General features: G+C 61.0%; 23 protein-coding genes. 7 read left to right on the forward strand and 16 right to left on the reverse strand.

Annotation, left to right across the window (positions count from 1 at the left end; all coding sequences use genetic code 11):
• Positions 1-119 precede the first annotated feature (119 nt).
• Positions 120-1,001: a helix-turn-helix domain-containing protein gene (locus tag AB4N73_RS05425; RefSeq protein ID WP_460143574.1), complete on the reverse strand. Its 882-nt coding sequence runs from the start codon at positions 999-1,001 to the stop codon at positions 120-122.
• 259 nt (positions 1,002-1,260) lie between these two features.
• On the opposite strand from AB4N73_RS05425, the gene AB4N73_RS05430 reads away from it, so the two are divergent.
• Both AB4N73_RS05430 and AB4N73_RS05435 read left to right on the forward strand, forming a co-directional pair.
• Entirely contained in the window at positions 1,261-2,025 is a 765-nt protein-coding gene (locus tag AB4N73_RS05430) for an SDR family NAD(P)-dependent oxidoreductase (RefSeq protein WP_056784713.1), read from the forward strand.
• A gap of 173 nt (positions 2,026-2,198) precedes the next feature.
• Positions 2,199-3,116, forward strand: coding sequence for an AraC family transcriptional regulator (locus tag AB4N73_RS05435; RefSeq protein ID WP_016774232.1), 918 nt, complete (start codon positions 2,199-2,201; stop codon positions 3,114-3,116).
• Here AB4N73_RS05435 and AB4N73_RS05440 read toward each other — a convergent pair whose 3' ends face one another.
• Positions 3,117-4,046 (reverse strand): LysR family transcriptional regulator, encoded by a 930-nt coding sequence (locus tag AB4N73_RS05440; RefSeq protein WP_041480605.1) that lies wholly within the window; start codon positions 4,044-4,046, stop codon positions 3,117-3,119.
• A gap of 94 nt (positions 4,047-4,140) precedes the next feature.
• On the reverse strand, positions 4,141-4,851 hold the full coding sequence (locus AB4N73_RS05445) for an SDR family NAD(P)-dependent oxidoreductase (RefSeq protein ID WP_041480604.1): 711 nt from the start codon (positions 4,849-4,851) through the stop codon (positions 4,141-4,143).
• A gap of 265 nt (positions 4,852-5,116) precedes the next feature.
• Here AB4N73_RS05445 and ycaC point away from each other — a divergent pair, with 265 nt between their 5' ends.
• On the forward strand, positions 5,117-5,746 hold the full coding sequence (ycaC, locus tag AB4N73_RS05450; protein ID WP_460143021.1) for an isochorismate family cysteine hydrolase YcaC: 630 nt from the start codon (positions 5,117-5,119) through the stop codon (positions 5,744-5,746).
• A 189-nt stretch (positions 5,747-5,935) separates the two neighbouring features.
• On the opposite strand, the gene AB4N73_RS05455 is transcribed toward ycaC, so the two are convergent.
• The 3 genes from AB4N73_RS05455 to AB4N73_RS05465 all read right to left on the reverse strand — a co-directional run bounded on the left by AB4N73_RS05455 (position 5,936) and on the right by AB4N73_RS05465 (position 8,181).
• Positions 5,936-6,634 (reverse strand): tRNA (adenine(22)-N(1))-methyltransferase, encoded by a 699-nt coding sequence (locus AB4N73_RS05455; protein WP_315435612.1) that lies wholly within the window; start codon positions 6,632-6,634, stop codon positions 5,936-5,938.
• A gap of 127 nt (positions 6,635-6,761) precedes the next feature.
• Positions 6,762-7,811, reverse strand: coding sequence for an NAD(P)-dependent alcohol dehydrogenase (locus AB4N73_RS05460; protein WP_071171871.1), 1,050 nt, complete (start codon positions 7,809-7,811; stop codon positions 6,762-6,764).
• 142 nt (positions 7,812-7,953) lie between these two features.
• Positions 7,954-8,181, reverse strand: coding sequence for a hypothetical protein (locus AB4N73_RS05465; protein ID WP_110645810.1), 228 nt, complete (start codon positions 8,179-8,181; stop codon positions 7,954-7,956).
• Positions 8,182-8,345: 164 nt separating this feature from the next.
• On the opposite strand from AB4N73_RS05465, the gene AB4N73_RS05470 reads away from it, so the two are divergent.
• Positions 8,346-8,555 (forward strand): hypervirulence associated TUDOR domain-containing protein, encoded by a 210-nt coding sequence (locus tag AB4N73_RS05470; RefSeq protein ID WP_122507430.1) that lies wholly within the window; start codon positions 8,346-8,348, stop codon positions 8,553-8,555.
• On the opposite strand, the gene AB4N73_RS05475 is transcribed toward AB4N73_RS05470, so the two are convergent.
• The 5 genes from AB4N73_RS05475 to AB4N73_RS05495 all read right to left on the reverse strand — a co-directional run bounded on the left by AB4N73_RS05475 (position 8,552) and on the right by AB4N73_RS05495 (position 15,027).
• Complete coding sequence (locus AB4N73_RS05475; protein ID WP_460143022.1) at positions 8,552-9,805, reverse strand: NAD(P)/FAD-dependent oxidoreductase; 1,254 nt, start codon at positions 9,803-9,805, stop codon at positions 8,552-8,554. The two genes, AB4N73_RS05470 and AB4N73_RS05475, sit on opposite strands and share 4 nt — an antisense overlap.
• On the reverse strand, positions 9,795-11,387 hold the full coding sequence (locus tag AB4N73_RS05480; protein WP_460143023.1) for an aldehyde dehydrogenase (NADP(+)): 1,593 nt from the start codon (positions 11,385-11,387) through the stop codon (positions 9,795-9,797). The genes AB4N73_RS05475 and AB4N73_RS05480 overlap by 11 nt, the downstream gene beginning before the upstream one ends.
• A gap of 63 nt (positions 11,388-11,450) precedes the next feature.
• Complete coding sequence (locus AB4N73_RS05485) at positions 11,451-12,398, reverse strand: dihydrodipicolinate synthase family protein (RefSeq protein ID WP_116657459.1); 948 nt, start codon at positions 12,396-12,398, stop codon at positions 11,451-11,453.
• 54 nt (positions 12,399-12,452) lie between these two features.
• Positions 12,453-13,379, reverse strand: coding sequence for a 4-hydroxyproline epimerase (locus AB4N73_RS05490; protein WP_310220387.1), 927 nt, complete (start codon positions 13,377-13,379; stop codon positions 12,453-12,455).
• Positions 13,380-13,401: 22 nt separating this feature from the next.
• On the reverse strand, positions 13,402-15,027 hold the full coding sequence (locus tag AB4N73_RS05495; RefSeq protein WP_305382690.1) for an APC family permease: 1,626 nt from the start codon (positions 15,025-15,027) through the stop codon (positions 13,402-13,404).
• Positions 15,028-15,248: 221 nt separating this feature from the next.
• Here AB4N73_RS05495 and AB4N73_RS05500 point away from each other — a divergent pair, with 221 nt between their 5' ends.
• Positions 15,249-16,019, forward strand: coding sequence for an AraC family transcriptional regulator (locus AB4N73_RS05500; protein ID WP_110599539.1), 771 nt, complete (start codon positions 15,249-15,251; stop codon positions 16,017-16,019).
• Here AB4N73_RS05500 and AB4N73_RS05505 read toward each other — a convergent pair.
• Positions 16,016-16,609, reverse strand: a complete 594-nt coding sequence (locus tag AB4N73_RS05505; protein ID WP_460143024.1) for a LysE family translocator — start codon at positions 16,607-16,609, stop codon at positions 16,016-16,018. The genes AB4N73_RS05500 and AB4N73_RS05505 overlap by 4 nt on opposite strands.
• A gap of 53 nt (positions 16,610-16,662) precedes the next feature.
• Entirely contained in the window at positions 16,663-17,499 is an 837-nt protein-coding gene (locus tag AB4N73_RS05510; RefSeq protein ID WP_460143025.1) for an AraC family transcriptional regulator, read from the reverse strand.
• 1,033 nt (positions 17,500-18,532) lie between these two features.
• Between AB4N73_RS05510 and AB4N73_RS05515 the strand changes: the two genes are divergently transcribed.
• Positions 18,533-18,829 (forward strand): hypothetical protein, encoded by a 297-nt coding sequence (locus AB4N73_RS05515; protein ID WP_042609596.1) that lies wholly within the window; start codon positions 18,533-18,535, stop codon positions 18,827-18,829.
• Between the two features lie 79 nt (positions 18,830-18,908).
• Here AB4N73_RS05515 and AB4N73_RS05520 read toward each other — a convergent pair whose 3' ends face one another.
• The 3 genes from AB4N73_RS05520 to AB4N73_RS05530 are packed head-to-tail and all read right to left on the reverse strand — an operon-like array spanning position 18,909 to position 22,425.
• Entirely contained in the window at positions 18,909-20,147 is a 1,239-nt protein-coding gene (locus tag AB4N73_RS05520; RefSeq protein ID WP_460143026.1) for a nucleoside permease, read from the reverse strand.
• A 42-nt stretch (positions 20,148-20,189) separates the two neighbouring features.
• Positions 20,190-21,272, reverse strand: a complete 1,083-nt coding sequence (locus AB4N73_RS05525; protein ID WP_056784758.1) for a sugar phosphate isomerase/epimerase family protein — start codon at positions 21,270-21,272, stop codon at positions 20,190-20,192.
• Complete coding sequence (locus AB4N73_RS05530) at positions 21,262-22,425, reverse strand: Gfo/Idh/MocA family protein (protein WP_236169560.1); 1,164 nt, start codon at positions 22,423-22,425, stop codon at positions 21,262-21,264. The genes AB4N73_RS05525 and AB4N73_RS05530 overlap by 11 nt, the downstream gene beginning before the upstream one ends.
• A gap of 206 nt (positions 22,426-22,631) precedes the next feature.
• On the opposite strand from AB4N73_RS05530, the gene AB4N73_RS05535 reads away from it, so the two are divergent.
• Complete coding sequence (locus AB4N73_RS05535) at positions 22,632-23,645, forward strand: LacI family DNA-binding transcriptional regulator (protein WP_095180279.1); 1,014 nt, start codon at positions 22,632-22,634, stop codon at positions 23,643-23,645.

Consider the following 23,645-nt stretch of genomic DNA (forward strand, 5'->3'; position numbering starts at 1 on the left):
CCTCTTCTGTGTGCCCGTGAGTGGGCCTGGAAGAAGATTAAGTGCGGCGGCTCATGGGCTATTAATCGATTCCTCCACCGGATTTGCCCAATTCTCCTGCGTCGCTTTTCGAACGATCTTTAACCGCCGCGTGGTGCATCGCGATAGGCACTCGGAGTGACCCCAACTTCACGGCGGAACACCTGGGAAAAGTGGCTGGGGCTGGAGTAGCCGACTTCCAGGCCAATGTCGATCACGCTGCGTGCGGTCTCCAGCAACAGATGACGCGCGCGGCTGATGCGCAGGCGGATGAAGTATTGCGAGGGCGATAAACCGGTGGCGCGTTTGAAGGTGCGGCTGAAGTGGTAGTCGCTCAGCTCGGCGATGGCGGCCAGATGACTGAGACTGAAATCCTCCGCCAGATGCGCATTCATGGCTTCGATCACCCGGCGCAGTTTGTAGGCGGGCAGGGCGTTGTCGCGGCGCGGGTTGCTGTCGGGGTCGAGATAATGACGCAGCAAATGGATCGCCAACGCCTGGGCCAGGCTGTGCACCAGCAGTGCACTGGGATGGCGCTGTTCGGTCAGTTCGACGCGCAGTTGCTCAAGAATGAAGCTGACCTGCTCGTCACGCGCACCCGACACGTCGACAAACGTCACTGCACCGGCCTGTTCGCCGAAGGCTTCGCGCGCCGCGTGTTTGATCAAGCCCAGACCAAGATAAAGGTGCATGACTTCGAAGACCTCGCAACCTTCGGTCTGCCAGCGCATTTCGTAGGGTTCCCGGGTGTTGGTCAGGAAAAAATCGCCCGCCGTGACCTGGCTCGCCTGCCACTCTCCGCCCAACGAACGTTCTTCGACCCGGGCAGTGCCGGCCAGTACCAGCACCAGCAGCGGTTCCGCCACGCACGGCACGCGGATCGGCTCAAGCAGGGTTTGATGGTGGAACAGCTGCACCACGGCATCCTTGATCTGCGGTCGCGGCGTGGTCGTTTCCGCAACACCGGGCAGATGCTCCGGCATGGCCTCGGCGGCGATGCGCGCGGGCTGGCTGATTGTCGGTGTAGCAGGGCTGGCAGAGGGCACAGGACGCTCCATGAAAAGCTTCGGCTGCGGAATGATTTTGAAGGTTAGGGCGGGCGAACGAGAAACTCCAGCGCAAAACTCCGACAGTCCCGGCAATCGCCCGAAAGCCCGGCGGCGGACAGTGCGCGACAGTGAAGCCGTGTTCACGACCGCGCCATCAGGCGCAACACCGATTCGCTATCGAGGAGTTAAAACCATGACTGATTTCAACCACACCCTGCCCCAAGAAGTCGCCGGTAAAGTTGCACTGGTCACTGGCGCGGCCAGTGGCATCGGCAAGGCGATTGCGCTGATGCTGCACGCTCGCGGCGCCAAGGTGATTGCCGAAGACCTCAACCCGGCTGTCGAAGCACTGGCTCGTCCCGATCTGGTGCCGCTGGTGGCGGACATCACCGAGGACGGCGCCGCCGAACGTGCTGTCGGCCTTGCCGTCGAGCAGTTCGGGCGTCTGGATATTCTGGTCAACAACGCCGGGATCATCATCAACAAAGCCGTGATCGACATGAGCCGCGACGACTGGGAAAAGATCCAGGCAGTGAATGCCACGGCAGCCTTCCTGCACTGTCGCGAAGCGGTGAAAGCGATGATCCCGAACAAGTCCGGTGCGATCGTCAATATCGCCTCCTATGCCTCGTACTTTGCCTTCCCGACCATCGCCGCCTACACCGCTTCCAAAGGTGCGCTGGCACAACTGACCCGCACGCTGGCCCTGGAAGTCATCGAGCACGGCATTCGCGTCAACGCCATCGGCGTCGGCGATGTGGTGACCAATATCCTTAATGATGTGGTCGAGGACGGCCCCGGCTTCCTCGCACAGCACGGCGAAGCAGCGCCAATCGGTCGGGCGGCGCAGCCGGAAGAGATCGCCGAGATCGTGACCTTTCTGGCCTCCGACCGCGCCAGTTTCATGGTCGGCTCGGTGGTCATGGCCGATGGCGGCATGACGGTAACGGCAGGCTGATAGCAGTGCGGCAAACCATGGGCACGTAAGAAGATGTGCCCATGGTTTACCCCGATCTGACCGACGCAGAATCAGGCAAATCTGCAGCATCTTTGATCTAGTCGCCGCTGGGTAAAACTGGCTAATCTTCCTGGGCAGTTGACCCACCTTCGTCTGCTTTCGAGGCCCTTTGCATGGATAACCACGACGCTTCCATCCTCCACGACACGGCGGTGTATCGCGCCGAGCTGGTGCGCCTGCTGACCCAGCGCTTTGATGCGCCGGGCACCTACGAAACCGCGATTGCGCCGCTGCACGTGATCCGTCTCGATGGGCCGTCCGAGCTGATCCATGTCGTGCACCGCCCGGCGCTGTGCCTGATCGTGCAGGGGCGCAAGGAAGTCGGGCTGGGCGACGAACGTTTCCTCTACGACCCGTTGAATTACCTGGTGGTGTCAGTGACGTTGCCGGTGTCGGGACGGGTGATCGAAGCCTCGCCCGAGGCGCCGTATTTTTGCGTACGGCTGGATTTCGATCCGGCGCAACTGACGCAACTGATTGCCGAGTCGCCGCTGACCGGCATGCCGCAAGACGCCGGGCGCGGCATGTTTCTCGACAAGATCGACGTGACATTGCTCGACACCATGCTGCGTCTGGTGCGCCTGCTGGATAATCCGCGCGACATCGGCATGCTCGCGCCGATGGCGTTGCGCGAGCTGTATTACCGCCTGCTGCGCGGCCAGCACGGGCATCTGCTGTATGAAATCGCCGTCAACGATTCGCAGACCCATCGGGTCACGCGGGCCATCGACTGGCTGAACAAGAATTTCACTGAACCGCTGCGCATCGACGCGCTGGCGCAGGTGGCCAATCTGAGCAATTCGGCGCTGCATCACCGCTTCAAAGCCGTCACCGCCATGAGCCCGCTGCAATATCAAAAACAGCTGCGCCTGCAAGAGGCGCGGCGGCTGATCATCAATGAAGGGCTGGACGTCTCGAGCGCCTGCTACCGCGTCGGCTACGAAAGCGCCTCGCAGTTCAGTCGCGAGTACAACCGCCAGTTCGGCTGCCCGCCGTCCAAGGAGCTCAGCCGCCTGCGTCAGACCGGCTGATTACCTCGGGAGTCCCGCCCATTCCTCACGAAACCCCAGCAGAAAATCCACAAACGCCCGCACCCGCTGCGGCACGTAGCGGCCGTGCGGGTAGAGCAGGGTGTAGGGGCGCGAACGTCCGGCGTACGGCTGCAGCACTTCAATCAGGCGGCCATCGGCGAGTTCCTGCTCGACGATGAACCGGTAAGTCTGAAACAGCCCGGCGCCGTGCTTGGCCAGCGTCACACCGCCGAGCACATCGTCGGAGCAGGAATAGCCACCGTCGGAAATCACTTCCAGGTCTCGGCCGTTTTCCTGAAACAGCCAGGAAATCCGCCGCCCGCTGCTGGGCAATTCGAACTGGATGCACTCATGCGCAATGAGATCGTCGAGGGTCTGCGGCGTGCCGGCTCTATGCAGATATTCGGGGGCGGCGACCACCACCAGGGCGGCGTCTTCCAGCAGGCGCGCGATCAGGGTCGAGTCCGGTTGCGCGCGTACGCGTATCGCCAGGTCGTAGCCTTCTTCAACGAAGTCGATATTGCGATTGCCCAAGTGCACGTCGACCGTGACCTCGGGGTACAACGCACGAAATTTCGGCAGCAGCGGCAGGATGCGGTGATGCCCGTAGGTGGTTGGCAGGCTGATGCGCAGTCGACCCGACGGCGAAGTCTGTGCGCCCATGACTTCCTGCTGCGCTTCGACCAGTTGCGTCAACGCCTGGCTGCACTGTTCGAAGAAGCTGCGGCCGGCGTCGGTGAGGCGGATGCTGCGCGTAGTGCGGGCGAACAGTCGCGAACCCAGGCGTTGCTCCAGACGCAGAATCGACCGGCTCACCGCAGCGGGCGTGACCCCGGCCAGTTGCGCAGCGGCGGTGAAGCTGCCGGCTTCGGCGGCCAGGCAGAACAGTTCGATACTGCCTAACTGCAAATCTTCAAAATGGCGTTTCATTGTGGCTCGCACCGAGGATCGACGGACGTTCATCCTCTGTGTACCACAACCAACGACGCCGCCGGTATCCACCGGCGGCGTTGCAGGGTTTCGATCAATGGCCGGCGCTCTGGCCACCGTCGACATGCAGGATCTCGCCAGTGACGAAATTCGCCCCGTCGAGGTAGAGGATCGCTTGCACGATGTCGTCGATTTCCCCCATGTGGCCGACCGGGTGCAGGCTGCCCAGCGCCTGATGGGTTTCCTCGGCGTGCATCGGCGTTTTGATGATGCCCGGCGATACCGCGTTGACCCGAATGCCACGCTTGGCGTACTCGATCGCCAGGGATTTGGTCGCGGCGTTGATGCCACCTTTGGTCAGCGACGCCAATACCGAAGGCACGCCGTCGATTGCATGATCGACCAGGCTGGTGGTCACGCTGACGACGTGGCCGTTGCCGTGTTTTTCCATCTCGGCGATGGCCAGTTGCGAGATGTAGAAGAAGCCGCTCATGTTGGTCGCCACGACCTGGGCATAGTCCGCCTGGCTGTAAGCGGTGAACGGCTTGGCCAGAAAGATCCCGGCATTGTTGACCAGCGTATCGACGCGACCGAAGCGGGCGACGGCGGCGCGAATCACGCGCTCGGCGGTTTGCGGATCGGCAATGTCGCCGGCAACGGTCAGGACATCCGGGTCACTCGACTCTTTGATCGAGCGCGAGGTTGCGACCACTTGATGGCCAAGGGCGCGAAAGCCTTCGACCAGACCTGCACCAATGCCTTGCGAGGCGCCGGTGATGACAACTACTTTTTTCGATGTGCTCATGATGATTTCCTCTGTCGCTGGCCCGTCAGGATGGCGGGTGGCTGTTGGAGGAGACTTTAGGAAGTTGCGTGGAGTTGATAAATGGGGGCTGAGGAACATCATTTGTACTGTGGTGTATCTAATCAGAGCGGGCCTCGAATGATTGTCCGGTTTGAGTGGACGGTGAAACGCTTTTCAGCTGATTTATCCCTTTGCTGTGCGTCAGTAATCTGTACCCAACTTGAACGCAACAACAAAACTCAAAACTTGAAAAGGGACGCACACCATGACCACTCCAACCTACAACCGCCTGAACAAAGACGACGCTATCGTGCTGCTGGTTGACCACCAGACCGGTCTGATCTCGCTGGTGCAGGACTTCTCGCCGAACGAGTTCAAGAACAACGTGCTGGCGCTGGCGGATCTGGCCAAGTTCTTCGACCTGCCGACGATCCTCACTACCAGCTTCGAACAAGGCCCGAACGGCCCGCTGGTACCGGAGTTGAAAGAGATGTTCCCGGATGCGCCGTACATCGCTCGTCCAGGTCAGATCAACGCTTGGGACAACGAAGATTTCGTCAAGGCGATCAAGGCCACCGGGCGCAAGCAGATCATCATTGCCGGTGTCGTAACGGATGTGTGTGTAGCGTTCCCGACCCTGTCGGCGCTGGCGGAAGGTTTTGATGTGTTCGTGGTGACTGATGCGTCCGGCACTTTCAACACCACCGTGCAGCAAGCCGCATGGAGCCGCATGACTCAGGCTGGCGCGCAGATGATGAACTGGTTCTCTGTAACCTGTGAGCTGCACCGCGACTGGCGCAACGACATCGAAGGTCTGGGTAACCTGCTGTCGCAGCGCATTCCCAACTACCGCAACCTGATGAACAGCTACTCGGCGCTGACGCAGCAGAAGTAAGTTCACCACCCACGAAAAAGCCTGCTTTTAACAGCAGGCTTTTTTTCCGACGGCTGCGGCCAACTTGGTTGCTCTGTAGCTTGACCCACCGCTTTCGCGAGCAGGCTCGCTCCCACAGTTGACCGTGTTCCCTCAGGAGAAATGCAATTTCCTGTGGGAGCGAGCCTGCTCGCGAAGACGGCGGCACAGTCACCCGAGCAATTCACTGATCCACTGCATCTCTTGCTTCAGCGCAAGAATTTTGTCCTCCGGCAGCGCTTGTTGCGCTCGCGTAAACTGCCCCAACGTCTTCTGCCGCTGCTTCAGCCTGCGTTGCCATTTGTGCAGAAATGCCGGGCAGCGCGCCTGCATATGCAGCGGTCCGAAAAACAGTTCCCTGGCATCGTAAGTCACCGGATCAGAACCGCGCTCGGCAACGATAATTTCGTAGTCGAAGCGATTCTCGTGCAGCACCTCTTCACAGACGATGCGGTAGCCGTTATCCATCAACCACTGGCGCAGCGCTTGCTCGCCGCCGTTGGGTTGCAGGATCAGCCGTTCGTCGCCATTGAGGTGAGCTTTGCCGTTCTGGAAAATATCGCGAATAGTTTCGCCGCCCATGCCGCACAGGGTGATGGCGCTGATGCCGTCGTCAGGCCTGATCGCCGCCAGACCATCGGCCAGACGCACGCTGATCTGGCCGTGCAGGTCGTTGTCATTGACGGTGCGTTGCGCCGCGTGGAACGGCGTGCGCGCGACCTCGCCAGCCACCGCCGCTGTAATCAGGCCTCGGCGCATCAGGGCAACCGGCAAATAGGCGTGATCCGAGCCGATATCCGCCAGCCGCGCGCCGACCGGCACGTGGGCAGCGACGCGCTCCAGGCGCATGGACAATGTCTGTTGGTTCAATGGCGACCCCGTTCACCCAGCGGTGGAAAAAGGGGTGCGACTCTGGCGAGCAACGCTGACGCTGTCAATTGTGCAGGTGAAATCCCCGAACCATCGGCAGCATTGCGCTGCCGATGGGCGCTTGCGCTTAGCCGGCGAGCGTTGCGTTGTCGATGACGAAGCGGTATTTCACGTCGCCCTTGAGCATGCGCTCGTAGGACTCGTTGATCTGGTCGGCGCGGATCAACTCGATGTCGGAAACGATGCCGTGCTCGGCGCAGAAATCAAGCATTTCCTGAGTCTCGGGAATGCCGCCGATCATTGAACCGGCAATGGTGCGGCGCTTGGTGATCAGGTTGAACACGTTCGGCGACGGATGCGGCGATGCGGGCGCTCCGACCAGGGTCAACGCGCCATCGCGCTTGAGCAGGACGAGGAAGGCGTCGAGATCGTGCGGCGCTGCGACGGTATTGAGGATGAAGTCGAAACTCTTGGTGTGTGCCGCCATTTCTTCGGCATTGCGCGACACCACCACTTCGTCCGCACCCAGCGCCTTGGCCGCTTCGCGCTTGGATTCGGAGGTGGTGAAGGCGACGACATGGGCGCCCATGGCGTGGGCCAGTTTGATGCCCATGTGGCCCAGGCCACCGATGCCGACCACACCGACTTTCTTGCCGGGGCCAGCGTTCCAGTGGCGCAGCGGCGAGTAGGTGGTAATGCCGGCGCAGAGCAGCGGCGCGACGGCGGCCAATTGCGCCTCGGGATGACGGATGCGCAACACATAGCGCTCGTGTACGACGATGTTTTGCGAATAGCCGCCGAGGGTCCAGCCCGGTGCGTCCGGGGTCGGGAAATTGTAGGTGCCGATCATGCCGTCGCAGTAATTTTCCAGACCGGATTCGCAGTCATCGCAGTGCTGGCAGCTGTCGACGATGCAGCCGACACCGACCAGATCGCCGACCTTGTAGTTTTTGACGTGATCGCCAACCGCCGAGACGCGGCCGACGATTTCATGGCCGGGCACGCAGGGGAATTGCGTGCCAGCCCATTCGGCGCGCACCTGATGCAGGTCGGAATGGCAGATGCCACAGAAGGCGATATCGATCTGTACGTCGTGCGCCGCCGGGGCACGGCGGTTGATCTGCATCGGCTCAAGAGGTTTGTCGCCAGCGTGGGCGCCGTAGGCTTGTACGAGCATGTGAGCATCCTCCATGGGGTTGTCGGACGCCCATTGTTGCGCCTGGGTCGGAGCGCGAGGTAGTGCATTTCTGTGAAATGCTTGCCTGATTCTGCTGTTGATTGCGCAACCGAAAGGCAGCCGTATGGCTGCCGTTTCAGGCTCAACGCGGATTGGGCTGGTCGTCCATCTCGGCGTTATCGGTTTCCTGACGTACCCGCTCCGGATCCAGACCGGTGTCGTCATCATCCAGCGGGATTTCGCCTTCGTTGTCGGGTAGCTCATCGATGCCGCGTTCCTTCATCGGATCGACCTCGGTACGCCCCGGACTCAGCGGGTCGGGCGTGGTTGGGAGCGGATCGTCACCTTGCTTGCCTTGATCGTTATTCATCTCACACCTCGTCATGGCCGTTTTCTACGGCTTGTGCAGGTTGGAGGTGCGGGTGATTTTCGCCGTTCGATTTTTTTGCCTGCCTTCGGTCGCCTCGCAAAAAAGCGGAATTTCTCCGACGCGCGCGGCTCCATAAACCAACAGCCAGAGGCGAGGACGCAATGATGAGCAGTTCATTCAAAGTCGGCGAAGCGGTGCGCTGGAATTCCGAGGCCGGCGAGATCCACGGCAAAGTGGTCAAGGTGCACACTCGCGATACCGAGTTCATGGGCCGCCACCGGCCGGCTTCGAAAGACGCGCCGCAATACGAGGTCAAGAGCGACAAGACCGGCCACCTGGCCATGCATCACGGCGACGCGCTGAAGCACGCTTAGAAACGTGCCAGTCGGTAGGCATCGACATTTGGCAACGCGAGAGCGGCGCCTGAGACCATCTGCCCGATCAATTCCGCCGTCACCACCGCCTGCGTCAGGCCCAGATGCTGATGACCGAAGGCAAGCAAGACCTTGCCGGCGCAAACCTGATCAATCACTGGCAGCGAATCCGGCAGCGACGGGCGAAAGCCCATCCACGGTGTGGCGCCATCAGCGTTCAGGTCCTTGCGAAACAGGCCTTGGCTCAGGCGCTGCAACTGCCAGGCGCGCGCCATGTTCGCTGGCCGCTCCAATCCGGCGAATTCGACCGTGCCGGCCAGGCGCAGCCCATCGCGCATCGGCGTCATGATGAATTTGCGTTCCAGCGAGGTGACGGGGAAGGGCAGGCGATCATGATCGTTGGGCAGCATCAGGTGATAGCCACGTTCGGTGTCCAACGGTACTTGCTTGCCAGTCAGAGCGGCGGTGAGTTTCGCCGAATGCGCACCGCAGGCCAGTAACACGCGGCCGGCCGTTACGCCGCCATTACCGGTGACTAATAGCACACCGTTTTCCTGCACGTAGCCGCCCTGAACCTGCTGTTTGAGAAAACTCACGCCGCTGCTGCGCGCCGCCTCGACCAGTGCACGAACCACCCGATAGGGGTCAAGGAAATGCCCGGTTCGCGGGAAAAACAGTCCGCCCTGAATCTGTTCGCTGAGCTGCGGCGCCGTTTCGCGAATCGGCCCCGCCTGCCAATAGTCCACCGGCACCTGCTGCTGATGCAGTCGCGCCTGCAAGGCTTCGATGGCCTGCCGGGATTCAGGTTTTTCGAAGACCAGTAACGAGCCGTCAACCTTGAGCAGATCCGGGCGCTGGATATCGCTGAGCAAGCGCTGCCACGCATCCAGGCTGCTTTCATTGAGTGCGCGCAAGCCGGCGACGGTTTTCTGAAAAGGCTCAGGCCGCAGATTCAGCAGCAATCGGGTAAACCACGGCAGCGCGCGCGGCAGGTATTTCCAGTCCAGGCGTAGCGGCCCCATCGGGTCCATCAGCATGGCTGGCAAGCGCTTGAGGATCGACACGTCTGCAATCGGAAATACCTGCTCGGTGGCCAGATGCCCGGCATTACCGAACGAAGCGCCATGCCCCGGTTCCTGCTGATCGATGACCACCACGCGCAAACCCTGGCGGGCCAGGCGCAGTGCGCAAGCCACGCCAATGATCCCGGCGCCGACCACGGCGATGTCGTGCGAAGGATTATTCGCCATGGCGTGTCGCTTCCCGTTGGCCATCGAGCAAGCGCCGAAGGTTGAGCGGATTGGTCTGTTGCAGCGCCGTCGGCAGCAAGCTGTCGGGGAAATCCTGATAGCACACCGGCCGCAGGAAACGCAGGATCGCCGCAGTGCCGACCGAGGTGCTGCGCGCATCCGAGGTTGCCGGGTAAGGCCCGCCATGCACCATCGCATCGCAGACTTCCACGCCGGTCGGCCAGCCATTGACCAGCAGGCGACCGGCCTTGCGCTCCAGGGTAGGCAACAACGCGCGCGCCAGTGCAAGGTCGGCGTCGTCCATGTGCAAGGTCGCGGTCAGTTGACCTTCCAGATGTTCGCAGACCTGACGAATTTCCTCGTCACTGCTGCATTGCACGATCAGCGCTGTCGCGCCGAAGACCTCGGCTTGCAAGCTTTGATCGGCAAGAAAATCCGTTGCATCGGTGCTGAAGACATGCGTCTGACACTGATTCGGGCCGCCGCCGACTTGGCCAACCGCTACCGCGCGTGCACGGGGATTGTCTTGCAAAGCCGTCGCGCCTGCTTGATAGGCGCCGAAGATGCCGGGCGTGAGCATGGTTTGCGCCGCGCTGCGCGGGATCAGTTCCGCTACCGCGCCGAGAAACCCGTCGAGCGCCGGGCCTTTGCAGGCAATCAGCAATCCCGGGTTGGTGCAGAACTGCCCGGCGCCCAGTGTCAGCGACGCGACAAATCCTTCGGCCAACGCCTGCGCCCGATTTTCCAGCGCGGCAGGAAACAGCACTACCGGGTTGATCGAGCTCATTTCCGCATACACCGGAATCGGCTCCGGCCGCACTTGCGCGGCTTTCATCAAGGCCAGACCGCCAGCGCGCGAGCCGGTGAAACCAGCGGCTTTGATGCGCCAGTCGCTGACCAATGCGATGCCGACTTCGTACCCCGAATCGAACAACAAGGAAAACACGCCTTCGGGCAGAGCGCAGGCCCTGACCGCTTGCGCGACTGCGCGGCCGACCAGTTCGCTGGTGCCGGGATGCGCGCTGTGCGCCTTGACGATCACCGGGCAACCAGCCGCCAATGCCGCAGCGGTGTCGCCACCGGCCACGGAAAATGCCAGGGGAAAGTTGCTCGCACCGAACACCGCGACCGGCCCCAAGGCAATCTGTCGTTGCCGCAGGTCGGAGCGCGGCAGCGGTTGGCGTTGCGGTTGCGCACTGTCGACGCGCACGTCCAGCCACTCACCCGCGCGCACCGTACGGGCGAACAGGCGCAATTGCTGGCACGTGCGCCCGCGTTCACCCTCGAGGCGGGCGCGCGGCAAACCGGTTTCGGCGTGGGCGCGTTCGATCAGTTCATCGCCAAGGTTTTCGATGTGCTCGGCAATGCTTTCGAGAAATGCCGCACGGCTGCTCAGGCTGGTTTCGCGATACGCGTCTTGCGCCGCCCAGGCCAGGGCGCAGGCTTGTTCCACCTGTTCGGCTGATGCCCCGGCGTACTGCGGTTCAAGTGCCTGGTTGGTCGCCGGATCAATCGCGCGAAAGGCTGGACGATTACCGGTCACGGCTTGCTGGCCGATCAGCATGTTGCCCGTCAGAGTCATGGTGTCTTCCTGTGAAATGAGCGAGGCCTGCCGCGAATCGTGATGACTCGCAGCAGGTGGTGGTCAGGCGAAGTTCTGTTCGGCAGACCAGTTCTCGTACCAGTGACGGAACAGCGAATACTGCTTCTCGGCATAGCGCCGTTGCGAGTCGCTCAGCACGTCTGTTTCGTTGAAGTGCAGGGTGTATTCCTTGTCGCCGTTGAGCACCATCAGGTGCTTGTAATACAGCACCAGATCACAGCCTTCGTCGAACGATGACAGCACTGCCAATGCCGATTCCAGCTCCCGTGCCTGACGCCGGGCCTTGGCATCGCCTTGCGCGGCCTGCTTGCTCAGCGCGACCAGTTGCAGCACTTCGCGAGGAAGGGCGTTGCCGATACCGGTGATGGCGCCGGTAGCGTTGCAGTTGACGAAACCGTGCACCACTTGCGTGTCGACACCGACCATCAGCGTCACGTCGTCATCCTTGGAGGTGATGTTCTCGGCCGCGTAGCGCAGGTCCGCGCCCCCACCAAATTCCTTGAAGCCGATCAGGTTCGGGTATTCACGGCGCAGTTCGAAAAACAGATCGGCGCGGGTGGCGAAGCCGTAGTAAGGGCTGTTGTAAATCACCGCCGGCAAGTTCGGTGCGGCTTGCAGGATCGCGGCGAAGTGGGCCTTTTGCGCGGTGGCTGAAGCGCCACGTGACAGCACGCGCGGAATGACCATCAAGCCTTGCGCGCCGACTTTCGCCGCATGCGCTGCGTGGGAAACCGCTTCACGGGTATTCACCGCACCAGTGCCGACGATGGTCGGCACCCCGGCGGCGACCAGGCGCGCCACGCCTTCCTGACGCTCGGCTTCAGTCAGCAGCGGCCAGTCGCCCATCGAGCCGCAATAGACCACGGCGCTCATGCCGATATCAATCAGCTCGCGTCCCTTGCTCACCAGCGCATCGAAGTCCGGTTTGCGCTGGGCGGTGCACGGGGTCATCAGGGCCGGCATGCAACCGGTGAAGATGTTGTCGCTCATGGTTCAACTCCTTGGCATTTCGTTTTATTCGAGGGAAAAAATCGGCGTGGCGGCTCAGATGCCCCACGCGAACGGGTCGCTGTCGTCGATCAGCAAGGTGCTGTCGGCGGTCATGTAGGCGCGGCCGGTGATGAACGGGCGAATGCGTTCACCTTCCCATTCGAAGCGGCCTTCGAACTGGCTGCCGGTGATGCTCGCCTGGATCCACGGTGCGCCCGGTTGCAGCTTGTCGTCGGCTGCCAGGCAGGCAAGTTTGGCGCTGGTGCCGGTGCCGCACGGTGAGCGGTCGTAGGCTTTGCCGGGACACATGACGAAGTTGCGGCTGTCGGCCTGATCGTCATCGGCGAACAATTCGATGTGGTCGATGACCGCACTGTCTTCGCCGAAGATGCCCTGATCTTCCAGCGCCTTGAGCATGGCCCAGGTGTACGCGGTCAGGTGTTCGACGTTGTCCATGGTCAGGGTCTGGCCATGCTCGGAAACCAGAAAAAACCAGTTGCCGCCATAGGCGATATCGCCGACCACGCGGCCAAAACCGGGTACGTCCACCGACACCTGTTTGCGATAACGGTAAGCGGGCACGTTGCCCAGAGTGACCGAGCCATCGTCGTGCAGCGTCGCGCTGACTTGCCCCACCGGTGTGTCGATCTTGTGCACGCCCGGCTGGATTTTCCCCAGATGCTGCAACGAATTGATCAGGCCAATAGTGCCGTGGCCGCACATGCCCAGGTAGCCGGCGTTGTTGAAGAAGATCACCCCGCAAGTGGCGTCCGCCGATACCGGTGGGCAATAGAGCGCGCCGACCAGCACATCGTTGCCGCGTGGCTCGAGCAGACAGGCGCGCCGCCACTGGTCATGCTGGTTGCGCAAGGCATCGCGTTTCTCGGCCATGCTGTTGCCGGACAACTCGGGGAAGCCGCTCATCACCAGCCGTGTCGGTTCGCCGCCGGTGTGGGAATCAATGACGTGTACTCGTTTCATGGAGAGATCCCGTTGGATGATTTCAGTAGGCGCCGGCAGGGCGGGCGGTGACGGTGGACGAGGGCGCAGGGCTTTCGCTTTCTTCGTCCTCGTCGTCCAGGCGCAGCAGATGGGCAGGCACGCCGGTTGCTGCACCCCAGTAGTAAATGCCGGTGGCGCAAGCGGCGACGACGATCGTGTCGAACGGATGGGCGAGGATGCCCAGGCCACCGAAGGTGCCGAGTTTCGACAGCACGATGGTCACCGCGTAGAAGGCGATCAGCCACGCCGATGAACGCACCTGACGCGCCAGACTCAGATGGGCGGTGGGCACAAAGCGGCCACAGAACAGGTAGATGACAAACATCAGGATCTGCAGGCCGAGCAGCCACGACACGGTGTTCCAGCCCGACCAGTAGACGATCAGCGCGGCGATGATGAACGACACCGGCCCAAGCAGGCCCATGCTCCTGACCCGAAACGGGCGCGGCATGTCCGGCGCATTGCGCCGCAACGCCGCAACCGACACCGGCGCCACCGCATAGCTCAACACCAGCGCGGCGGAGACCACGTTGATCAGCGCTTCCCACGATGGAAACGGCAAGGTCCAGAACACCGACAGGGCGAAAGTCAGCCACAGCGCCGGACGCGGGATGCCGGACTTTTCATCGATGTGGGTGAAGACCTTGAAGAAGGTGCCGGTCTGCGCCCAGCCGTAGATCACTCGCGGCGTGGCGTTCATGTAGATATTGCCGCAGCCGCTCGGCGAGATCACCGCATCGGCGACCACCAGATACGCCAGCCAGCCCACACCGAGCGCCAGGGCGATGTCGCGATAGGGCAGGGCGAATTCCTTGCTGATACCGGCCCAGCCGTTGGCGAGCATCTCCGTCGGGATGCTGCCGAGAAAAGCCATTTGCAGCAGCACGTAGATCAAGGTCGACAGCAGCACCGAGAGAATCAGCGCGATGGGAATGGTGCGCTGTGGATTTTTCACTTCGCTGGCCACGGAAATGATTGGCGTCAGGCCCAGGTAGGCAAAGATGATCCCCCCGGCAGAGACCGCCATCTCCACACCGGACAGGCCGAATGGAGCGAATCCCTGAACCTGGAAGTTCTCCGGTTTGAAGAAGGTGAACAGCACGCCGATGACCAGCAGCGGCACGATGAATTTGAACACGCTGACCAGATTGTTGGCCTTGGCGAAGGTCTTCACGCTGCGGTAGTTGAGCAGGAAAAACACGCAGAGCAGGCCGAACTGGACCAGCCAGCCGAGGATCGTCGGATCGCCACTGCCAGCCTTGGTCAGGCCGGGAAACCACGCCGCCGCGTATTGGCGCGAGGCGACCACTTCGATCGCCACCAGACTGGAAAACGCAATCAGCGTAATGAAGCCCATCAGGTAGCCGAGCAGCGGGCCGTGGGAATAAACCGGGTAGCGCACCACGCCGCCGGCACGGGGCAATGCCGCGCCCAGTTCGCAGTAGACGATGCCCAGCAGCAACACGGCAAAACCGCCCAGCAACCAGGAGAAAATCCCCGCCGGACCGGCAATCGCCGAGACATGGCTGGCGGCGAACAACCAGCCGGAGCCGAAGATCGCGCCGAGTCCGATAAAGGTGAGGTCGATCAATGAAAGCTGTTTTTTGAACTTGCCTTGGCCTGACATGGCATCGCCTTCTTGTGAGTTATTGGATAGGCAGTTGTGTCACGGGGACGAGCAGACTTTGCACCGCCCGGCAGTGGCGGCGATTGATGTTTTATGCCGGGATCGATGACGAATTCAGCACAATGGCACCGATGAATGCGCGGCCTCGACAGGGTCGCGACGTTGCTGCAATCTGCTGGCGAGTGACATTTGCGGTGGTTCAATTCGAGGGGAAGTCTTTGATGCAGTCAGCGTTTTCGATCCTGTGCCAAGGCACTGACGGCTTGCGTGCGCAGACCCTCGAAGAGATGGTCGCCGGTGCCGCGCAGCTGTTGCCGATACTCGATGTGATCCCCAATGCGGCGATCTTCATCAAGGATCTGCAAGCGCGCTATGTGCTGGCCAACCGTACGCTGGTGCAGCGCTGTGGCTTGAAGGACCTGCGCCCGTTGCTCGGCAAAACCAGTGCGCAGGTGTTCCCGGCGCAGTTGGGGCCGGGTTATACCGAGCAGGATCGCAAGGTGCTGGAGGAAGGTTTCGTGTTGGAGGATCAGCTCGAACTGCATCTGTATGGCAGTCGCGAGCCGGGCTGGTGCCTGACCCACAAGAGGCCGATCTACAACCGTGACGGGACGATCATCGGTCTGGTTGGGATCTCGGTGGATCTGCAGTCAGCCAGCGAAACCCATCCGGCTTTCGAGCGCCTGGCGGCTGTCGATGAATACATTCGCGGCAACTTCAATCGGCGGGTGACGCTGGGTGAACTGACGCGGATCGCCGGGATTTCCGTGGCGCAACTGGAGCGCTATTGCAAACGCGTTTTCCACCTGACACCACGGCAGATGATTCAGAAAGTCCGCCTGGAACACGCGCATCGATTGCTGCACAGCGACTTGCCGATTACCGAGGTTGCGCTGCAATGCGGCTACACCGATCACAGCGCTTTCACCCGTCAGTTCAAGGCCTCGACCGGGTTTACACCACGCGAATACCGGCAAGCCACCGGGCATTAGACCAACACGGCCAGCCAGGCCGAGAGCAGCAGAAGAAGGGCCAGTGCCGCGTTCATGCGCTTGAACGCCTGCGGTGAGCTGAGCAAGCGCGCGCTGCCAACGCCGAGCAGTGCCCAGAGCGTCATGCACGGCAACGACACCAGCAGAAACGCCAGCGACAACATCAACAGGCGCAACGTCTTGTTGCCGCCGCCGACGAATACGCTGACCACCGCCACGGCCATCATCCATACCTTGGGGTTGACCAGTTGCAGCAGCGCCGCGCCGAATACGCTCAAGCTTTGTTCCTGCGATTTCGGGTCCAGGGATGGCGGCGGGCTGCGAAAGATCTGCCACGCCAGCCAGCTCAACCAGAGCACGCCAGCCCAGGCCATCGCTTGCTGCACGCGCGGAAAGCGCAACAGGGTTTCGCCAGCACCGAGACCGACCACCAGCACGATCAACGCGGCCGCCGCACAGGCGCCAAAAATGATCGGCAGCGTGGCGATCAATCCGCGCCGCGAACTGTGGCTCAACACCAGAATATTGGTCGGCCCCGGCGTGATCGAGGCAACGAAAGCAAACAGCAGAAAGGGCAGTAAAGAAGCCATGGTGAAAATCCTGAAAGTCGAAACAGGGCACCATGATCGTCAGCGGGCGGGTCTCAGTCTGGAAGATTTGAGCAGCGTTTGCGGTAGTCCGCAGGGGTCAATTGATAGGCGCGGCGGAACCAGCGATCGAGATGACTTTGATCGGCAAAACCGAGCACGCTGGCGACCTGCGCTGGCGTCTCGCCGCGTGCGAGCAATTGCCGCGCCTTGGCCAGGCGCAACTGGATCAGGTAAGCGTGCGGTGCCAGACCGAACGCCGCCTTGAACGCGCGTGTCAGGCGAAAGCGATCAACGCCACAGGCTTGCGCTAGGTCGTCGAGGCCGATGTCTTCATAGGTGTGGGCATGCAGATAGTCCCGCGCAACCTGGGCAACCAGTGGCAGGCGCGGATCGAAGTCCTGACGCTTGCGCCAGTCGAGGTGGCGGGTGAGGGACGCCAGCAGGCCATCCAGCGCAGTCTGCCGGACGATGCGCAGATCGCCGTCATGTAACGCGTGGAAGGCTTGCACGATCGCAGTCGACAGGCGCGGATCGTGGCTCAGGGTGTCGGCAAAGCCTGGCTGACTGTCGGCGGGCGCCTCTTCGAACAGCGCGTGCAGTTCGCGCTCCAGCCAGTGCGGATCCAGATACAGCATCGAATAGGTAAAGCCGTCCTCGGTCGGCGCATGGCCATCGTGGATTTCTCCCGGCTCGAGCAGAAACACATGCCCCGGCGTACTGCGATGACGCACCCGGCGACAGTTGAATTGCTGGACGCCTTGCTCGGTAACGCCGACGAGAAAGCTGTCATGCCAGTGCGGATCGTAGGCATGCCCACGGAAATGCGCACGAATCGACTCGATCCCGGTATCGACATCCTGGGAGAGAGAGATCCAGTTGCGTTTGTCCATGGGACGATTCCATAGGGCGGTTGAGCAGGGGCGTTTCTAAAATACCGCGTGGGGGAGAAGAGTGTTTAGAAGATTTGTGCAGGGGCGCAGGGGGATCGAGTCAGGCAATGTGCCTTGGATGGGAGGGGGACCAGAAAACACAGACGAAAAAAAACCGCCTTCGCGGGGCGGTTTTTCAATCCTCGGTTTGGAGCCGAGGCCATGTGCTTCACTAGCCACACCAACATGTCCGCGCATGGTATTAAGTTTCTCCCGTCAGTGCAACGTAGGTTTAGCGTGATGTGGGAGGTTTTTTCGGAGCGGCCAGCGCATGCAACTGAATTCAGATCTGTCAATAAACATTGTCAGAAATACGATTTTACAAAGGTTCAGGCGTAGCCGCAGGATAACCTTGGTTACTCGGGTTTTCTCTTCTGATTTCTGCGTTAAGATGCCCACGCTCATCTTGTTGGTAGAGCAGTGAGGTTTGGCTGGGGGGCGCAAAAGGTTTCACGCCCTCTGACGCGGATTCGCACCCGCGCCGGAATGTTGTCTCGGAGGGATTTCAACCGGCCGCCTCACTAGCCACACCAGCATGTAGGCTGAAGGCACGCATGGTCCGGTAAGTTTGCTGGAGGTTTGGCCGCCAGCCCTGGAGGCCAAAACGTATGAAGCTTTTGCTGCGTACGCTGAGCCTTGTATGGAGATTGTTGAAAGCTTTGCGCTTTTACGAGTTCCTGCGAGATCACTTTGACGACTTGAAATAAGGGTCGTCTGAGTGGGAAAGACCCGTTTCGGTTTCGATCGATTCGGGTCTTTTTTTGCTTGCGTAAAGCTGTCAGAAATACGATTTTTCAGTTTTGTGCTTTAGACTTTGTAGGGCGTTTCGTCTGGACGCGTAAGCACCAGCTTAACGGTTAGGTAAGCAGCTGCTTTTACTCAACTCATCATTGATTGCGTCAATAACAACCATTAAGTCAATGAAGTTCTCATATCCACGGTGCGGCGTAAGATCGGTTCCATACCCAACCACTGCAACTCGGAGCACATCATCATGAAACGCCAGACTATCCTCGGTATCGCTTTCTCGGTTTTTGCACTGAACGCCTTCGCCGCCACCGAAACCGACCCACTGTTCAGCGACGCGGTGGCCGCTACTCAAACTGATCGTCTGTTCAGCGACGCAGTAGCCGCCACCGAAACCGACCCGCTATTCAGCGACGCAGTTGCCGCCACCGAAACCGATCCACTGTTCAGCGATGCAGTAGCCTCTGATGGCTCCGATCATCTGCAAGGCAATCGGGTTGCCGAAGGTGGCGCAGACCGTCTGCTCGAACGTCGCACCGCTTGAGCGCAACCATGAGCATCGATAGCGAATGCCGCCTAAACCACAGGCGGCATTCGTTCTGTTCATGCATTAGAACTCTGCTCTAAACCGCAGTCGGCAACACAGCCTTGTCCCGATCGCGGCCCTTGAACGTCGCCCAGAAACACAGCAGCACCGCCACGGAAAAACCGGCTGGAAATAGCCAGATACTTCTCCAGTCATGGCCCGCACTCGAAGTGAAGTGGTCAGTAATCCGTCCCGCAATCCAGAAGCCAATCAACATGCCCAACCCGTACGTGGCCAAAGTGATCAGACCTTGCGCCGAACTGCGGAAGCGTTCCGGTGCTTTTGCATCGGTGTAGATCTGCCCGGACACGAAGAAGAAGTCATAGCACACGCCGTGCAGGGCAATGCCGATCAGCAGCATGAATGCCTGATCGTCGTTATTGCCGAAGGCAAACAGCACGTAACGCAACGCCCAGGCAGCCATGCCGACCAGCAGGGCGATCTTGATGCCGAAACGATGGATGAACAGCGGCAACAGCAACATGAACAGCACTTCCGACACCTGACCGATGGCCATCTTCGCTGTCGGGTTGGTCACGCCGATCTCCGCGAGAAACGGGTTGGCGTTCTGGTAATAGAAGGCCAGCGGAATGCAGATCAGGATCGAGGCGAGAAAGAACACCAGATAGCTGCGATCCTTGAGCAAACCCCACGCATCGACGCCGAGCATCTGCTTGAGGCTTGATGAGCCCGCTGCGCTTTTCAGCGGCGCAGTGTTCGGCAGACTGAAGCTGTAAAGCCCCAACAACAGCGACGCGACGGCGGACATCAGGAACGTATTGCGCAAGCCTCCCGCCGCGATGCTTTGCTGCGAGTCCCAGGCGAACACGAAGCTGATCACCACGCCGGCGACAATCCAGCCCACTGTGCCCCATACGCGAATGCGCGAGAACTCCAGCGCCGGGTCTTTGATCTGGCGGAACGCCACGGCGTTCACCAGCGCCAATGTCGGCATGTAGACCATCATGTAGGCGAGCACATAGGGATAAAACGCGCTGAAGTCTGCCGCGCGATAGAGCTGATAGAGCAGCACCGCGCCCAGCAGATGGAGCGCCGCCAGAATGCGTTCGGCATTGAAAAACCGGTCGGCAATCAAGCCAATGACAAACGGCGCCAGAATCGCACCCCATGATTGCGTGGCGAAGGCCATGCCGACCTGGCCGCCGCTGGCAGCGAGCGTGGTGGCCAGAAAAGTGCCGAGGGTGACGAACCAGCCGCCCCAGATAAAGAACTGCAAAAACATCATCACGCTCAGTCGCGCATTCATTACGTTCATTTCAGATCACCGTATTGTTTTTATGTCGGTAACGCGGATGAATCAGTCGTCGGTCAGGCCGAGCAGGCGCCGGTTGGAAGCGGCATCGGCGCTGACCCCGGCGAAATCGTCGAAGGCCTTGGCGGTCTTGCGGATCATGTGTCGCTCGATGAACGCCGCGCCTTCCGCCGCGCCCTGTGCAGAGTCTTTCAGGCAGCATTCCCACTCCAGCACGGCCCAGCCGTTGAAGTCGTATTGGCACAATTTGCTGAAGATCGATTTGAAATCGATCTGGCCGTCGCCCAGCGAGCGGAAGCGCCCGGGACGCTCGACCCAGCCCTGATAGCCGCCGTAGACGCCGGAGCGCGCATCGGGGCGGAACTCGGCATCCTTGACGTGGAACATGCGGATGCGTTGGTGGTAACGGTCGATGAAGCCGAGGTAATCCATTTGCTGCAGCAGCAGGTGGCTCGGGTCATAGAGAATTGCGGCGCGGGGGTGATGATTCACCGCCTCAAGAAACTGCTCGAACGACGCGCCGTCATGCAAGTCTTCGCCGGGATGGATTTCGTAGCACAGATCAACGCCGGCCTCTTCGAAGCAATCGAGGATCGGCAGCCAGCGCTTGCCCAGTTCGGCGAAACCTTGCTCGACCAAACCGGCCGGACGTTGCGGCCATGGATAGACGTAGGGCCAGAGCAGTGCGCCGGAGAAGGTCGCATGGGCCTTGAGTCCGAGACGCTGGCTGGCACGGGCCGCCAGTTTCAACTGTTCGATGGCCCACTCGGTGCGCTCCTGCGGTTTGCCGCGCAGTGCTGGCGGGGCGAAGTCGTCGAACAGACTGTCGAACGCCGGATGCACAGCGACCAATTGTCCTTGCAGGTGCGTCGACAACTCGCTGATCACTACACCCGCGCGGGCGCAGACGGCGATGAGTTCGTCGCAGTAATCCTGGCTCTCAGCGGCGCGCTGCAAATCGATGAAACGCGTGCCGAGGGTCGGTACCTGAATGGCTTTATAGCCTTGCGAGGCTGCCCACTCGGCGATGTTGGCGAGGGAGTCGAAAGGCGCTTCGTCGGCGATGAATTGCGCGAGGAAAATCCCCGGACCTTTCAGGCCAGTCAAATTTTGCTGATCACTGTTCATTGTGCTGGGCTCCTGTCAGTGGGCCGGGTATCTCGCTCCACTTTTCATTGCCAAGGTGATTGGCGATGGCGGTTTCAATGAAGGCCATGCCGCGCAGGCCGGTCTCGATGCCCGGTATGCCCGGGGCATGATGGCCTTCGACGCCTTGAACAATCGCCTCGGCGAGATCGCCGTACAGGTTGGCCATCGCTTCCAGATAACCCTCGGGATGCCCGGCGGGCAGGCGCATGCGCTGACTGGCAGCGTCACACAACCACGGCTGACCGACTCCGGATCGCAGAATACGCATCGGTTCATTCAACGGTCGATGAATCAGACTGGCCGGCTCTTCCTGACGCCATTCCAGCCCACCCTTGTCACCGTAGACGCGGATCTTCAGCGGGTTTTCCTCACCGGCGCAGACCTGGCTGGCGAGCAATACACCACTGGCGCCGTCGCTCATTTTGAACAGCATCGCCACATCGTCATCCAGTTGCCGACCCTCGACATGCGAACCGAGCATTGCGCTGATGAACTGGATCGACTGGCCGGCAACGAACTCGGCGAGGGAAAACGCATGGGTGCCGATGTCGCCAATGCAGCCGCCGATCCCGGATTGCGCCGGATCGTCGCGCCAGCCGGCCTGCTTGTTGCCTTGCCCGGCGACATCGGTGCTGAGCCAGCCTTGCGGGTACTCGACGATGACTTTGCGCACGTGCCCGAGCACGCCGCTGGCGACCATTTCGCGGGCCTGCCAGACCATCGCGTAACCGAGGTAGGTGTGCGCCAGCCCGTAAATTCGCTGGCTGTTGATCACCACCGAATGCAGCGCCTGCACCTCGGCGAGATTCAGCGCCGCGGGTTTCTCGCTGAACACGTGAAAACCGGCGCTCAATGCCTCACGGGCAATCGGTGCGTGCAGATGATTGGGGGTGACAATGACCAGCAGTTGCATGCGTTGCTCGGCGGGCAGGGCGGCCTCGCGAGCGAGCAGGGTTTGCCAGTCGCCGTAACAACGTTCGGCGGACACTCCCAGGGTCGCAGCGGTGCGCTGATTATTCTCCGAGTCGCGGCTGAACGCGCCACAGACCAGTTCGAAGCGTCCATCGAGGCCGGCGGCTTGCCGGTGGGCACGGGCAATGAATGAACCTTCACCGCCTCCGACAAAACCCATTCTTGTTTTTTTTGCGGCAGCGTACATGGCGGTCCTCTCGGTAGCTGGATGCAATGCTGATGAGTGATGTAACCGGTTACATCGTGGGCGAAATCTAGGCGTGAAATAGCCGAGTGTCAAATGCCAGCGGATGATCGACAGCGTTTCGATCGCTCGTTGCCTGCGGTAAGCTCCGCGTCTGATCGGCATGAATCAACGAGGTGTTTTTGTCCAATATTCGCGAAGTGGCTCGACTGGCCGGGGTTTCCGTGGCGACGGTTTCGAGGACTTTGAAATCGCCCGAGCGTGTGCTCGCGCCAACCCGTGAGCGCGTCATGGCGGCCGTGGAGCAGGCCGGCTATCGGCCGAACCTGATGGCCGTGCAGTTTCGTTCGCGGCGCACCGGCAATCTGGTGATTCTGGTGCCGACCATCGCCAATACCTTCTTTGCCCGGGTCATCAGCGGCGCGCAGCAAGCGGCGCAGGCAGCCGGTTATCGGCTGCTGCTGTGCGACACTCAGGGCCGGGAAGAACTGGAGCGACAATTCGCCGAGCTGGTGTACGCCTATCAGGCCGACGGGGTGATTCAGTTGCGCGCCTACGATCCTTTCGAAAACGCTCCGGCCGACGCCGATGTGCCGCCGATCATCAATGCTTGCGAAGTGCTCAAGGCCGGGCGTTATCCAACCATCAGCCTGGACAACGTTGCCGCCGCCAAAGCCATGACCGAACATCTGATCGCATCGGGGCACCGACGCATCGGCCTGATCAAGGGCTCGAAAAACAGCCCGTTGACTCTGGATCGACTGGCAGGCTACGAAGCGGCACTGCGCGAGGCCGGGATTGCCTTCGACGAAGCACTGATCTGCCATGGCAATTTCAGCCTCGAGGCCGGTTTTGCCGGCGCGCAAAAGATGCTCGCATTGGCCGAGCGGCCGAGCGCGCTGTTCTGCGAAAACGATGAAATGGCCATTGGTGCGCTCAAGCGCATCCGGCAGGCCGGGCTGCGTGTGCCCGAGGATATTTCATTGGTGGGTTTCGATGACATTCCCATGGCTGCGTTCTGCGATCCGCCGCTGACCACCATCTCGCAACCAGCCGAGGCCTTCGGGGCCAAGGCGGTCGAGATGCTGATTGCCCTGATCGAAAAGCGGCCGCTGGCAGAAAGGCATGTCGTCCTGCCGTTCGAGCTGACGCCACGCAGCAGCACGGCCCGCATCGACAACACGGGCAAGCGCTAA

Source organism: Pseudomonas sp. S3_B08 (assembly GCF_054667725.1).